Annotated in this window: 13 protein-coding genes; 9 read left to right on the top strand and 4 right to left on the bottom strand. The window is 41.7% G+C overall.

Annotation, left to right across the window (positions count from 1 at the left end; genetic code table 11):
- The first annotated feature begins 104 nt into the window (after positions 1-104).
- From B9T36_RS03795 to B9T36_RS03770, 6 genes are all read left to right on the top strand, one after another.
- The gene (locus B9T36_RS03795) at positions 105-1,532 is read left to right on the top strand and encodes a phosphomannomutase/phosphoglucomutase (protein WP_086208206.1); all 1,428 of its coding nucleotides are present in this window, start codon (positions 105-107) and stop codon (positions 1,530-1,532) included.
- 10 nt (positions 1,533-1,542) lie between these two features.
- A complete protein-coding gene (gene argB, locus B9T36_RS03790; RefSeq protein WP_086208205.1) occupies positions 1,543-2,442 on the top strand; it encodes an acetylglutamate kinase in 900 nt (299 codons plus the stop codon).
- 168 nt (positions 2,443-2,610) lie between these two features.
- Positions 2,611-3,459: a class II glutamine amidotransferase gene (locus B9T36_RS03785; protein ID WP_086208204.1), complete on the top strand. Its 849-nt coding sequence runs from the start codon at positions 2,611-2,613 to the stop codon at positions 3,457-3,459.
- A gap of 273 nt (positions 3,460-3,732) precedes the next feature.
- The gene (locus B9T36_RS03780) at positions 3,733-4,188 is read left to right on the top strand and encodes a bacteriohemerythrin (protein ID WP_086208203.1); all 456 of its coding nucleotides are present in this window, start codon (positions 3,733-3,735) and stop codon (positions 4,186-4,188) included.
- A 142-nt stretch (positions 4,189-4,330) separates the two neighbouring features.
- Positions 4,331-5,413, top strand: coding sequence for a hypothetical protein (locus tag B9T36_RS03775; RefSeq protein WP_086208202.1), 1,083 nt, complete (start codon positions 4,331-4,333; stop codon positions 5,411-5,413).
- The gene (locus tag B9T36_RS03770; protein WP_086208201.1) at positions 5,413-5,736 is read left to right on the top strand and encodes an RnfH family protein; all 324 of its coding nucleotides are present in this window, start codon (positions 5,413-5,415) and stop codon (positions 5,734-5,736) included. Before B9T36_RS03775 ends, B9T36_RS03770 begins: the two co-directional genes overlap by 1 nt.
- 46 nt (positions 5,737-5,782) lie before the next feature.
- On the opposite strand, the gene B9T36_RS03765 is transcribed toward B9T36_RS03770, so the two are convergent.
- Positions 5,783-6,181 (bottom strand): outer membrane protein assembly factor BamE, encoded by a 399-nt coding sequence (locus tag B9T36_RS03765; RefSeq protein WP_086208200.1) that lies wholly within the window; start codon positions 6,179-6,181, stop codon positions 5,783-5,785.
- 112 nt (positions 6,182-6,293) lie between these two features.
- Here B9T36_RS03765 and fur point away from each other — a divergent pair, with 112 nt between their 5' ends.
- Positions 6,294-6,731, top strand: coding sequence for a ferric iron uptake transcriptional regulator (fur, locus tag B9T36_RS03760; protein WP_086208199.1), 438 nt, complete (start codon positions 6,294-6,296; stop codon positions 6,729-6,731).
- A 66-nt stretch (positions 6,732-6,797) separates the two neighbouring features.
- Here the strand turns inward: fur and B9T36_RS03755 are convergent, their stop codons facing one another.
- Complete coding sequence (locus B9T36_RS03755) at positions 6,798-7,919, bottom strand: PilT/PilU family type 4a pilus ATPase (protein ID WP_086208198.1); 1,122 nt, start codon at positions 7,917-7,919, stop codon at positions 6,798-6,800.
- A 26-nt stretch (positions 7,920-7,945) separates the two neighbouring features.
- Positions 7,946-8,983, bottom strand: a complete 1,038-nt coding sequence (locus tag B9T36_RS03750; RefSeq protein ID WP_086208197.1) for a type IV pilus twitching motility protein PilT — start codon at positions 8,981-8,983, stop codon at positions 7,946-7,948.
- A gap of 122 nt (positions 8,984-9,105) precedes the next feature.
- Between B9T36_RS03750 and B9T36_RS03745 the strand changes: the two genes are divergently transcribed.
- Both B9T36_RS03745 and B9T36_RS03740 read left to right on the top strand, forming a co-directional pair.
- Complete coding sequence (locus tag B9T36_RS03745; protein WP_086208196.1) at positions 9,106-9,795, top strand: YggS family pyridoxal phosphate-dependent enzyme; 690 nt, start codon at positions 9,106-9,108, stop codon at positions 9,793-9,795.
- A 203-nt stretch (positions 9,796-9,998) separates the two neighbouring features.
- Positions 9,999-10,733: a hypothetical protein gene (locus B9T36_RS03740; RefSeq protein WP_086208195.1), complete on the top strand. Its 735-nt coding sequence runs from the start codon at positions 9,999-10,001 to the stop codon at positions 10,731-10,733.
- A gap of 137 nt (positions 10,734-10,870) precedes the next feature.
- Here B9T36_RS03740 and B9T36_RS03735 read toward each other — a convergent pair whose 3' ends face one another.
- Complete coding sequence (locus tag B9T36_RS03735; RefSeq protein WP_086208194.1) at positions 10,871-14,467, bottom strand: AAA family ATPase; 3,597 nt, start codon at positions 14,465-14,467, stop codon at positions 10,871-10,873.
- Positions 14,468-14,476 lie beyond the last annotated feature (9 nt).

The raw sequence follows: 14,476 nt of genomic DNA, 5'->3' as shown, positions 1-14,476 counted from the left end.
CCTCGTTTTTGAATCCTGAGTAAAATTAAAAAAAGCACAAAGCCATAAAAACAAGGGCAGTTGAAAATGAGCTGCTCGAAATGAACAGATTAGAAGTTAGAACTATGCATTATCAGCCGAATTTCCCTGCACATATTTTCCGCGCCTATGATATTCGTGGCAAATTGGATGTCATGAGTGCTGAGTTGATTCGTGCCATTGCGCAGGCGCTAGCGATGCAATATTTAAATGCTGGCCAAACCCGTTTAGCGATTGGTTATGATGCTAGGCTAAGCAGTCCCGCATTTGCAGAAATTATTTATCAAGAATGTATTAAACAGGGGCTAGAAGCACATGATATAGGCTGTTGCGCCAGCCCTGTATTGTATTTTGCAGCGCGTCAGTTTGACGGCAATGGCATTATGGTGACAGCCAGCCATAACCCGAAGTCGGATAATGGTATTAAATGGATTGTGCAGAGTGAACCTCCTTTACCTGAAACAATTCAGCAAGTGGCATACGATACAAATGCGTGCTTGGATCGTCATGCAGAAATGAACTGGCAGATGTTGCCACATGAGGTCGTGCCTGAATATTGTTTAGCTTATCAAGATGCATTATTGAGTGATATCCAACTGCAGCCCCAAGCTCGACCATTTAAGGTGGTGGTAGATGGGCTACACGGATCTGCGGGGCGCTGTGCAGTCTTGGTTCTAAAAAAGTTAGGTTGTGTGGTTCACCCGTTACGCTGTGAGGCCAATGGTGAATTTCCTGAACATGCCCCTGATCCATCTCAAGCCAAACATCTAGACCTGCTACGCCACGCCGTGCAACAGCAGCATGCGGATATCGGTATTGCCTTTGATGGAGATGGAGACCGTGTTGTTTTAATTGATGAAAACGGAGTGATTATTTCAGCTGATCGGTTACTGTCACTGTTTGCGCAAATGTGTTTGTCTCAACATCCCGAGCATGAAGTCGTGTTCGATGTGAAATGCTCCACGATGGTTCGCAACACAGTACTGGCTCATCAGGGAACTCCCAAAATGATTCGCACAGGTAGTTCATTTCTACGTAAGTATTTGGCGCAGTCTAAAGGACAAGCTATCTTTGGCGGTGAGTATGCTGGGCATTATGTGTTTAATGATGGGCGTGGTTTCGGTTATGACGATGGTTTGTATGCTGCACTACGAGTATTGGAATATTTAAATTTACATCAGCTAACTTTATCAGAAGCACTGGCAGATTACCCAGAACGTTCGAGTACTGAAGATATTTATATCAGTACCCATCAAATTTCACCTGCGCTGGTTTTAGCGAATGTAGAAAAACAAAGTCAGCACTTTCAAGCAGAAATGAGTAAAATTGATGGTGTAAGACTTGATTTTGAGGACGGATTTGGCATTATTCGAGCATCGAATACGGGCGAGTATTTTACCGTGCGTTTCGACGCGGACAGTGATCAGCGGCTCAATCAAATTCGCCATAGCTTTGTGCACATGCTGACGGCAGATTATCCGCAGATTGCACAAGACATATTAGACGCCCATTAAGGAGAGGCACATGCCACATCAACATACTGGCCTCGACAAAGCACAGGTTCTGACTGAAGCTTTGCCGTACATTCAACGTTTTGCTGGAAAAACGCTAGTTGTAAAGTATGGTGGCAATGCAATGACCGATCCTGAGCTTGAGAGCTCGTTTGCACGTGACATCGTTTTGTTAAAAACCGTTGGATTGAACCCAATTGTAGTCCATGGCGGAGGTCCACAAGTCGACTCGTTTTTAAAGCAGTTGGGACGTGAGTCTGACCGTATTGATGGCATGCGTGTGACTGATCCAGCGACCATGGAAGTGGTTGAAATGGTGCTGGGTGGTAGTGTGAATAAATCTATCGTGAACTTGATTAACCAACATGGCGGTCGTGCCATTGGTTTAACGGGTAAAGATGGTAATTTATTGCGTGCACAAAAGTTACTGATGGAAAAAACTGCGGAAGATGGCACAGTACAAAAAATTGATCTTGGCCTAGTCGGTGAAGTGACCAGTGTTAAAACTGATGTATTGGAGATGTTTAGCAGTGGTGATTTTATTCCTGTGATTGCACCCTTAGGTGTGGATGAAGAGGGCAATACCTACAACATCAACGCAGATTTGGTGGCTGGAAAAGTAGCTGAAGCCCTTGGTGCTGAAAAGCTGATTTTGTTGACCAATATTTCAGGCGTTCTAGACGAAAATAAAAATCTGCTGACAGGACTTACCACCCAAGAAGTTGACCGTCTTATTGAAACGGGCGTGATTTATGGCGGGATGATTCCGAAAGTGGGTTGTGCGCTAGATGCGGTGAAAGGCGGTGTGGTGAGCGCGCATATTGTGGATGGTCGTGTGCCACATGCAACACTGTTGGAGATTTTCACCGATCATGGTGTGGGTACATTGATTACCAACCGCAGTAAACACTAAGTATTTTGAAAGCCTCCTCGGAGGCTTTTTTTAAGCCTATACGTTTTATAAAAATGGTTTTATGCCCGAATGTGTTCGGGTTATGAAGCATTGTGAATTGCAAGCCAGTCAGGACTCATGCACAATAAAACCATCATAAATAAATATGTTTGAAATAAGATCAAGATTATGTGCCAACTGCTCGGAATGAATTGTGCAACACCGACTGATATTACCTTTTCATTTCGAGGCTTTTCGCAGCGGGCGGGGATTACCTCAGATCATTGTGATGGTTTTGGAATTGCTTTTTTTGAGAATAAAGCCTGTCGTTTGTTTGTTGATAATCAATCTGCAGTTGAGTCACCGATTGCTGAATTAATTCGGAACTATCCGATCAAATCACGCAATGTGATTGCCCATATCCGCAAAGCGACGCAGGGAAAAATTAACTTAGAAAACTCACATCCATTTAGCCGTGAGCTATGGGGGCGACAGTGGATTTTTGCGCATAATGGCGATTTGCATGACTTTGATCCTGTACTGTCAGGACGTTTTACCCCTGTGGGGAATACTGACAGTGAACGTGCATTTTGTTATTTGCTAGATCAGTTAGTGAACAAATTTGGTTATGTTGAGCCAAGTTTAGATCAAGTTTTTGATTTATTAACCGATATTTCTCCACGGATTGCGGAACATGGTACGTTCAATTTTTGTTTGTCTAATGGGCAGGCACTTTTTAGTTACGCTATTACCAAACTGCATTGGTTGGTGCGAGAGTACCCATTTAAACCTGCGCAGCTGATTGACCTTGATGTTGAAGTGGATTTTAGTCAAGTCACTACTGCAGAGGATCGAGTCGCTGTGATTACTACAGAGCCTTTAACTCAAAATGAAGCATGGACGGCCTTTGCACCAGGGGAAATGATTTTATTTCAATATGGCAAAGCGATACGGCATGAAATGACGCATGTAGAACGCTTAGTCCGGGAAGCTAAAGACCCATCATTAAAAAGAGTGACCAAAGCAGATCAATATTAAATTATTCCAAAATAGATAAAATATAAAAGCATGCTGATAATAATGTTAAGCATGTTTTTATTATTTTTTGTGTATTAAAAATAATAAATTGGTTAAAAAATAACTTATTCTTTTGCTCGGGTTTAAATTAATATTTTCATATAAAATAATCACTTATGTTGAATATGATGCTAATATCAGAAACCCTACTAAATTGATTCACTTTTATTTTCATCACTAACCGATATGATTAATTCATGTAATTAATCTATTAATTTTTATTGGGTGGTCGGAATGATAATGAAGTGGGTTCCAGAATATAATACTGGTATCGATGTGATTGACGATCAGCACCGTCGTATTTTAGATTACATTAATGAAATTGAAGCAATTGATGTTGATACTGATCGTGCACGTGTAAAGCAAATTCTAGAAAATATTATTGATTACACACAATCTCATTTTACTTTTGAAGAATCTCTTCAAGAAGAGGCGGGTTATAAATACCGTGTACCACATAAGCGTGTGCATGATTTATTTATTAAAAAAATTGAATCTTATCGTGACCGTTTTGAGTTAGGACAGTCGATTGAAGCTGAGTTGCATGAAGTATTGTCGAAATGGCTGATTAATCATATTCAACACGATGATGCTGACTATGTCGGGGCAGTGAAAGAAAACATGATGGGGATCATCAAAGAAAAAGAAAAGAAAAAAGGGAAAAACTGGTTTGCTCGCTTCTTTTCATAAGTGAGCATAACAAGGGATAAAAACAATAAATTTTAATTATATTTAGCGCAGCAAATCATCAGTTTTGGTGGTTTGCTTTTTGTTTTTGATTTTCATAAGAGAGCAAGGCAAAATAGCGCAAGACTTATTGAAGGAACGCATCATGCAAGACAATGCTATGTCACGATGGTTATCGCCGCTGATGGCATTTTGTTTATCATTTATTATCATTGCCACACTTGCACCCTTGGTGGGAATTCAGGTTGAACGTCAGCTCGACTTTTGGTTGCTCTGGTTATTTACCATGCTGATCTTGGCTTTACCTGTGTGTTATTTAGAAATTGCCTTAGCAAAGCGTTCAAAAACTACGGCATTAAACGCATTATCAAGTTTAACCCGTGATGCAGATGCATCACAAACTTGGCGTCTTGTGGGTTGGCTTGCGGTTGTCTTTATTCCTTTCTTGGCAGGTGGCATGCTCTCTAATGCTGCACAGCTCCTGAATCAATATGCACTGCCAGATAGTATATCACCCGTGATTTTTGGTGGTTTGGCTGTGGTTGCCATCGCTTTGTCTTTTGCACCACGGAAGCTAATTTTAGCCTTAACGGCTATTGGTGTAATCGTTTCATTAGTCGTAGCCAATGTCTCTGGAGTAAGTGCGGCTGAATGGCAAGTGACGCCTGTTGAATTCTCAGAATGGGGCAGTGCAACGGTATTGGCATTAGTGGCAAGTGGTTTAGGACTCGGTCTGTACTGGCAAAATAGCCTACTACAGGTTCAACAGCAAGATGCTGCAAGCAAGACGGTTCTACCTATTTGGATTGCACAAATTTTAGCTGTGGTTGCTTTTGCATTTTTTGCAGTACAAGCAGCATTACCTGCGTATGCCATTGCGTTGACTGCAGTTGCAGCAGCGGCCGTGTTGTTGCAGATGGCACGTGAACAGTTGGCACAGCGTCAACTGAATGTGGTCATTCAATGGTTGATACTTCTGGCTGCGACATTGGTTTGGTTGATTCCAGCGACTGGTCCGATTTTTAACATCTTACTGATGCTTTGGGGCTTAGTGATTTGTTTGATTTATGCCATTTTTGCTGGTTGGATTATGAAAATTAGCCATTTACGTAAGTCAATGAACTTTAGCAATGAAGCTTTTTATAATATTTGGCGTATTGCGGTGCGTGTGATCTTACCCGTTTCTATTGTATTGGCTATCGTGGCTGTGCTTGGAAAATTGATCTAATGAGCCAGCTTCACTACGTCTGGGTTGCTTATGCAACAGCAAACCAGCAGTTTCATCTCCGGGTTCCGTTTGCTGAGGGGATGACGGCATTGGATGCGATTCAATTGAGCGGTATTTGTTCTCAAGTTGAATTACCAGAGCCATTACAACTGGGTATTTTTGGTGTTCGTTTGAAAGAGCATGCGCAGATATTACAAGCTGGGGATCGCGTTGAAATTTATCGAGCTTTAAGCATTAATCCTAAAGATATTCGTCGGATACGTGCAGAAAATAACCCTGTGGGGCGCTTTGCCAAAGGCAATCGCTTAAAACAATCGAAGTGATATGAAAAACCCCTCAGTTGAGGGGTTTCTTTTTTATTATAAGGCTTTATAGTGGGGGCGCGTTTAGAATCGCTTCTTTCGATGCTGGTAAGCCTGGCTGAGATTCAGGGATGCTTTCTAAGCCTTCAATTTTTTGGACAATACCATTTGAGTCAAAGTAGATTTGCAGGTGTTGCCCATGCGCAGCAGGAATCTTGGCTTTTTTAGCATAGGTTCCTGGGGTATAATTGTAGATGTAGTCCCAACGTAGTGGATTCATTGGATCTGAAAGCGTAGGGCTGCCAAGTAAAAAGCGAACTTGTTGATGGCTCATGCCAACTTGTATTTTTGACGCTTGTGCTTGAGTTAATGGTGTACCTTGAGGAATATCAACTTTATAAACGCCCAAGGTCGAACAACCTGCGAGCAGTGAAGTGACGAATAACGTCAACATGATTTTTTGCATTTTGCTACACTATCCCAAATTAATTATGATGCAATTGAGCCACGGATAGATCATACTGCATCTACACTTTGTTGCATATTCTAACTTTAAATTTGTTGAGAGACCTTTTTACATGCCAATTTCAAATCAAGATCTACGCAAAGCTGGACTTAAAGTTACACTTCCACGAATTAAAATATTAGAACTATTAGAAAATTCAAAACAACACCATTTAAGTGCGGAAGATATTTATAAGACTTTACTTGAACAAGGTGAAGATGTCGGTTTAGCAACTGTTTACCGCGTGTTAACGCAATTTGAAGCAGCGGGTATTATTCAGCGCCATCACTTTGAAAATAACCACTCTGTTTTTGAAATTATGCAAGATGATCATCATGATCATATTGTGTGTCAAAACTGCAACAAAGTGGTTGAATTTACGAATGAAGTGATTGAGCACGAGCAGCATGAAGTTGCTGAAAAACATGGCTTTACTTTAACGGGACACTCGTTGAACCTGTACGGTTATTGTGATGCTACTGAATGCCAAGACGCGCTACGTAAAAAGTAAGATGTTCATCTAAGATATAAAAAAGGGCTTCATGAGAAGCCCTTTTTTTAGTTTGAAGGAATAAAATTAAGCTTGTCCATCAAACGTGATATTTGCACTGGCATGCAATAGACGATCGCCGCCTTCTTCTGATAATTTGATTTGTAAACGTAAGTCGTTTGGTGAGTCAGCGTGTTTCAGCGCATCTTTATAGGTAATCTGCTTGGCTTTGTACAAATCAAACAAGGCTTGGTCAAAGGTTTGCATACCAAGTTCACGAGAACGCTTCATCAAATCTTTAATTTCGTGGATTTCGCCTTTACGGATCAAATCGGAAATTAACGGTGAGTTAATCAAAATTTCAATGGCAGCACGACGTGAATTACCGTCAGGTGTTGGAATCAACTGCTGAGCAACCATCGCTTTAAGATTTAAAGATAAGTCCATAAACAATTGGCTATGACGGTCTGCTTCAAAGAAGTGAATAATACGGTCGATGGCTTGGTTGGCGTTGTTGGCGTGCAGTGTTGCAAATACCAAGTGACCTGTTTCCGCGAAGGCAATTGCATAATCCATGGTTTCACGGGAACGAATCTCACCAATCAGGATCACATCAGGTGCCTGACGCAAGGTGTTTTTCAGCGCGATTTCAAAAGAGTCCGTATCAATGCCGACTTCACGCTGGGTAATGATACAGCCTGCATGTTCATGAATAAATTCAATCGGGTCTTCAATGGTAATGATATGACCTTTCGAATTCTGGTTACGATACCCAATAATTGAAGCCAACGAGGTTGATTTACCTGTACCTGTTGCACCCACAAAGATGATGATGCCACGTTTGGTCATCGCTAGTTCTTTGAGTACAGGTGGAAGTTTTAACTCGTCCATGGTTGGAATCTTGGTCTCAATTCGACGCAAAACCATACCAGGCATATCACGTTGTTGAAAGGCACTGACACGAAAACGCGCAGTTTTATCACGATTCATAATCGCGAAGTTACACTCACGTGTATCCGCAAATTCTTTACGCTGCTTCTCGCTCATGATGGAGTTCAGCAGTTGTCCTGCGACATCACCTGTCAGTTTGCCTTTAGCTACAGGCACAATTTGACCGTTAATTTTCATTGAAGGTTCAACATCAGCGGTGATAAATAAATCTGACGCTTTTTGTTGAATCATATAATTGAGTAAGTCGTTAAAATCCATATCTCTACCCCAAATCCATTGTTTTCTTATAAGAATGTTTCAGGTTGTTTAGCAGCAGTACGTGCGGTCTGTGGACTAATCACCCCTTTAGTGACTAAGTTTTTCAAACTTTGATCCAGTGTGGTCATACCGTAGTTTGCACCAGTCTGAATAGCAGAATACATCTGTGCCACTTTGTTTTCACGAATTAAGTTACGAATGGCAGGAATACCAATCATGATTTCATGCGCGGCAACACGTCCACCGCCATTTTTTTTGAGTAAGGTTTGAGAAATGACGGCCTGTAGCGATTCAGATAGCATGGCGCGAACCATGTCTTTTTCTTCAGCAGGGAATACGTCAATCACACGGTCAATCGTTTTTGCAGCAGAGGTGGTATGTAATGTACCAAAGACCAAGTGACCTGTTTCAGCTGCTGTGAGTGCCAAACGAATGGTTTCAAGGTCACGCATCTCACCTACGAGAATAATATCAGGGTCTTCACGCAGAGCAGAACGTAGTGCTTCATTAAAGCCATGTGTGTCACGGTGCACTTCACGTTGGTTTACGAGACATTTTTTTGATTGGTGCACAAATTCGATGGGGTCTTCAACGGTTAAAATATGGTCATAACGGTTGTCGTTAATGTAGTCAACCATAGCGGCCAGTGTAGTTGATTTACCCGAACCAGTCGGACCTGTTACCAGTACGATACCACGCGGAAATTCACAAATATCTTTAAAGATTTGTCCCATACCCAAGTCTTCGATAGTCAGAACTTTGGATGGAATAGTACGGAATACAGCACCAGCACCGCGGTTTTGGTTGAATGCATTCACACGGAAACGTGCAATGCCCGGGACTTCAAAGGAAAAGTCTGTTTCTAATAATTCTTCAAAATCACGACGTTGTTTGTCATTCATGATGTCATAAACCAACTTATGCACTTCTTTGTGTTCTAAAGCTGGTAAATTAATTCGACGAACCTCACCATCGACACGAATCATCGGTGGCATACCCGCAGATAAGTGTAAATCTGACGCCCCGTTCTTAGCAGCAAAGGCTAGTAATTCTGTGATATCCATAATTTCCCCGAGATCATATAAATGCTAATTATTTTGATAGAATAATAAGGCTTTCAAACAACTTAACCAACAGTTTGTTGAAAGGCAAAGCAAAAAAGATGACTGAAATGAGACCCTCGTCAATGAATATCCTGCAAAACTCACGTCAACATGTGTTATCCCAAATTCAGCAGGCCTGTGAGGTTTCAGGGCGTGATGTGCAATCTGTGCAGCTTTTAGCCGTTTCGAAAACACATCCAAGTGAAGTGTTACGAGACATGTACGTTTGCGGTCAACGTGCCTTTGGTGAGAACTATCTGCAAGAGGCTCTGCAGAAGATTGAGGTGTTACAGGATTTAGATATTGAATGGCATTTTATAGGACATGTACAACGCAATAAAACCAAACATTTGGCTGAAAAATTTGCATGGGTGCATGGGGTAGATCGTTTAATTATTGCTGAGCGGTTATCGACTCAGCGACTTGCCACCCAAGCAGCCTTAAATATTTGTCTACAGGTTAACATTGATGGTCAGGACAGCAAAGATGGCTGTCAACCTAACGAGGTTGCTGAGCTGGTACAAAGCATTAGTCAGTTGCCTCACATCAAACTGCGTGGTTTGATGGTCATTCCAGCACCAAACAATGTGCAGGCTTTTACGGCGGCGAAAGTGCTATTTGAGCAAGTGAAAGCACAGCATGCACATCCAGAAGACTGGGATACGCTTAGTATGGGGATGTCGGCAGATATGAATGAGGCAATCGCTGCGGGTTCAACCATGGTGCGTGTTGGAACAGCTTTGTTTGGGGCGAGAGACTATTCACGACATTGAGTTGTTGAGGCATTAAGGTCAAAAAAGCTTCTTGGTATTCAAATATGCTGAGAAGACTTAACTTACAATTTTATAAAACTAAAACGCTGCTGAAAAAATAGGCTTCATTTAAACTGATTGAATTGCTTGTAGATTTAAGTTACTGAGTTATTGGAACAGACACTCTGACAATGATAAAAACTGCATTTAGGATGAAACCAAAAATGGAAAAAATTTATTTATTTCTCTCTCTGATGCTGAGTTTATTTTTGGCAGCGTGTAGTAGTACAAATACTCACATGGAGGAAGTGACAGCGGAACCAACAGCATTAAACGCGACGGTTTCTCGAGCTGAAAAATTGGGTACGAAATGGGGTGATGAGCTTCGTTCAAACGTAACAGAAGTGAATTTAAAACGTTTATCCAGCAGTCCAATTGCTGAATCACAAGTTCGCTATGCCAGTAAAACATATACAGGCAAAGCGGTGAATAGTATTTCTTTGGCGGCCGGAAAAATCAGTTTTTCAATTATAAATGATGCACAGCGTCCACTGCCTTTATTTCGAGATGGTCAGCAGTATTATTTATCTGGCAAAGATGGACAAAGTTATCAACTCAAATACCAAAACCATAGCAATAGCACCTTTGAAGTGGTTGCCAGTGTAGATGGTTTAGATGTGATTAATGGGCGTTCGGCATCTCGTAGCAACTCAGGTTATGTGCTTCGTCCACAGGGTGAGCTGATCATTGAAGGTTTCCGTAAGAGCGACTCCGCGGTGGCATCTTTTACCTTTAGTCGACCTGAAGATGCTTATGCGGCAAACTCAGACCACGGTTCAATCCAAAACACAGGTGTGATTGGTACAGTCATTTATCCGTTAGAGTCTGCTACGGCAGTGGACAAGGCAACTGATGCATCTAAATATGCACCACCACCAAAAGCATTCCCAGCGGATTAAAAGTTGGCGTTCTGCTTTCTCTATTGAAAATGGCGTTTAGTGGGAGCACTTACATTAAGTAGGATGCTCCTATTATTTTTAGCAGGGAACTGTATCTTAAAAAAAAGATCAAACTTTGATCATTAAAAAAGTTGAAATTATCCCACCACCTCAATGGTACTGGCACCTGCGCCTAGAGCTTTAACTTGGATTTGGACAGGAATACGTTCATGCATTTCTTGGATGTGTGAAATCAGCACCACCTTACGGCCTTGGTTTTGTAGTTGATCGAGAGCATTCATGACCATGTGTAGCGATGATGCATCTAAAGTCCCAAAGCCTTCATCAATGAACAGCGATTCGATTTTCATTGAGCCCGAGGCCATATTGGCGATGGCAAGAGATAGGGCAAGGGCAGTCAAGAAAGACTCGCCTCCTGAGAGTGATGCAACGGAGCGGGTTTCTCCATCCATGTCATGATCAATAATAGCTAGACTGAGCGAGTGATCCAAACGCTTTAAGGTATAACGCTGTGAGAGTTGGTTGAGCTGTTGGTTCGCATGTTCCAGTAAAATATCAAGGTTATATTGCTGCGCATAATCACGGAATTTCTTGCCCGTAGCATCGCCCATCAGACCTGATATTTTCCCCCAACGATGTTCTTCTTGTTGAATGTTTTGAATTTGATCGACAAATTGTTTTTGTTTCACCACATTTTGCTGATGTAACTCAAGTTTCAGTTTGAGCTGATCGCGTATTTCAAGTTGATTATTGAGTGCAGACTGATGCTCCTGCATGTGTTGCTCTAACTGTAGTGGATCAATCTCAGGTTGATACTTGAGATGTTCTTGCAATTGTTCTTGTATGGTTTTCAAAGCAGCATCGGCTTCATTCAGTAGGCGTTCAGCATGCTGTAATTTTTGACGGATCTGTTGCACTTGTGCAGGGTTAATTTCAGCAAGCGTTTTTAAGTCTTGCAGTTCAAACTCAGGATGTTCTTTGAGCCAGTGCTGGATTGTATTTTCCACATCATCTGCACTACTTTGGTTTTGCTGTAATTGTGCTTGAAGTTGTTCTAGCTGACTTTTGTCTTGCTCAAATTGATGACGTAATTGCTCAAAATGTTGCTTGATCTGTTGGTAATGGCTTTGTGTCTGTTGGCGCCGATGATCGTGTTGAATAAGCCATTCGTTGGCTTTAATACCCGTTAAGCCTGTCATCTGTTGGATCAATTGATTGGCTATTTCTGTATTCTGCTGTCCTTTTTGTTTGATCTCACTAAGCCGTTCAGCGGTTTCTCTGATGTGTTGGCTCGTGTGATCAAGATTCTGTTGATTGGTCTTGAACTGTTGATTGGTCTGATCGAGTTGCTGACGCCATTGTTCCAGTTGTTCTAGTTGCTGTGCACGAGTCTTTAGACGTACTAACAGTTGCTGTGCAGCCAAGCTAGTCTGTTGTTGCCAAACTGTTTTTTCAGCATCAGATAAATACTGGGCAATGTGTTGAACTTGGTTTTGCAAACTATTTGCTGTGTGTAGCAAGTGTTCAGTCTGTTGAATGTTTTGGATGCAGTATTGCTGGGTTTTAATATTATGTTGGCACTGCTCAGATTGCTGTTTGAGTTGCTGTAGATCGAGCGTATGTTGCTGAATGATCTGCTCAAATTGCATGTTTATTTCTGATTTTGTTTGTGTCAGGTCGAGTGCAATATCTGCTGTTTTACCGTGTGCAATCAGCACGCTTTGTAATGGGCTGATTTTTTCAGAAAGTTGCTGGATTAGTGTTTTGCGTTGTTCTATTTCTGCATTGAGTTTGGTGAGTTGTTGCTGTGCTTGCTGCCAAGCTTGAAAGCTTTCGAGCTCTTTTTGGTTTGCTTGTTGTTCCTGCTGTTGTTGAAGCTCAAACAGGGCTTTGGAGAGCGCAGTATCTTCCATTTTATAAGGATGTGATGTACTTCCACAGACAAGACAAGGTTCGCCCTCTTGGAGTTCAGCACGTAAATGTTCAACATTCTCAGCATGTAAAAGCCGTTGCTGTTGTAAAACTTGTTGTAGTTGGATGCGTTCACTTTTGGTTGATTGAAAAGCCTGATCCGCTTGCAGCGTATGCTGTTGTAAGGCTTGTTGCTGAGTTTGAGCACTGTTGAGCTGTTCTTGCTGTTGTGCAATATCAGTCTTCAATTCAAAAAACTGTTGAACTTTTTGCTGAATTTGCTCAATTTGACTGAGCTGATTGATCTTCAACTCTCGTTGCTGCTGTGCTTGCGCAATTTTAACTTCCAGTTCTTCGATGTGACCAAACTGTTGTATGGACTGTTGTAATTTTACCTTTTGTGCTGACAGTTGCTGTTCTACTTGAGCTTGTTGCCCGAGTTGATATTCAATGTTTTGGTATTGTTGAATAAACTGTTCGAGTTGTTGGACATGGGCGCTGAGGCCTTGGTCTAAGCTTGTAAACTGTTGTGAACTTTCCAGTTGCTGCTTACACTCGGTTTGCTGACGCTCAATGTGCTGAATCTGCTGTTCAAGCTTTTGTTGTTGCTGGGTTAGGGGCAGTTTAGACTGTTCTAAAGCCTGCAATTTTTCCTGAGCTTTCTTAAACTCAGCCCCGATAAAATCACGTTCTTGAATACATTTACGTACATCATTCAATGCATCATGATGGGTACTTTCAAACTGTTGTAGTTCATTCACTGCCGTTTCAGCTTGCATGAATTGAGCTTTTTCAGTCTCAAATTGCGTGAGTAAATGATCAAATAACTGTTGTTGTTTTTTCAGGCGGGGCAGCAGTTGTTGTTTGGTTTGAAGTAGCTGTTGTTGTTGGAACAGCATAGGTCGAACTTCAGCGAAGATCTCTAAACGAGCCAAGCGTTCACGCTCAGGGTTTAATTCCTGTTGTAACTTATACTGTGCTTCGACCAGTTGTTGTTTAATGATGATTTCACTGTCGAGTTTCTGCTTGCTTTCAAACCATTGCTGTTGTTTTTGCAGTTGTGACTTTTGGGCTTCGAGTTGTTGATAGCTGTGGTCACTATGTTGGAATTGTGCGGATAGTTCTGCAACTTGCTCATCGGTTAACAGTTCAATATGACCCAATACATTTTCTAGCTCTTTGCGCTGAGTCGCGACCAGTTTGGTTTTCTCATAAGCCAGTTGTCCAATTTTGCCAAAAATAGCCGAATTGGTGAGATATTCCAATAATTCGCCGCGCTCATTGTCTCGTGCTTTTAAAAAAGCAGTAACTTCGGATTGTGCCAGTAGAACAGCGCGCGTGAATTGTTCAAAGCTCAACTGGGTAATACGTTTGATGTTTTCATCGACGGCTTTGGCTTTATCCGCAACAACGACACCATCGGTGACACATTTTAAATAGCGCTGTACGTTTTGTAGTTTCCCGTCAGCTTTTTCTCGTGAACGTTTCAATTCCCATCGAGCGATATAGCGTTTTTGGTCTTGTGCAATAAAGCAAAGTTCAGCATAACCATGCGCGGTACCACGACGCAGTACGGTCAGTGGGGAATTGGTGAGTAGTTCTGAGCCATCGACATCTTGAATTTTTCCATCGCTGTCTTTGAGGCGTGGAATACGGTTAAACAGTGCCAAACACATTGCATCTAAAATGGTAGATTTGCCTGCACCTGTTTTCCCTATAATGGCAATAAGCCCTGCACTGGCTAAAGGATCACTTTCAAAATCAATCAAGTGTTCGCCAGAAAGTGAAGCAAGGTTTTTTATTCGAATGGAAACAATATTCATAGTAAACCT

Origin of the sequence: Acinetobacter sp. ANC 4204, assembly GCF_002135205.1 — a bacterium.
Lineage (GTDB): Bacteria > Pseudomonadota > Gammaproteobacteria > Pseudomonadales > Moraxellaceae > Acinetobacter.
Note: the sequence above shows the minus strand (reverse complement) of the source record. Positions and strands in the feature narration are given on the sequence as shown.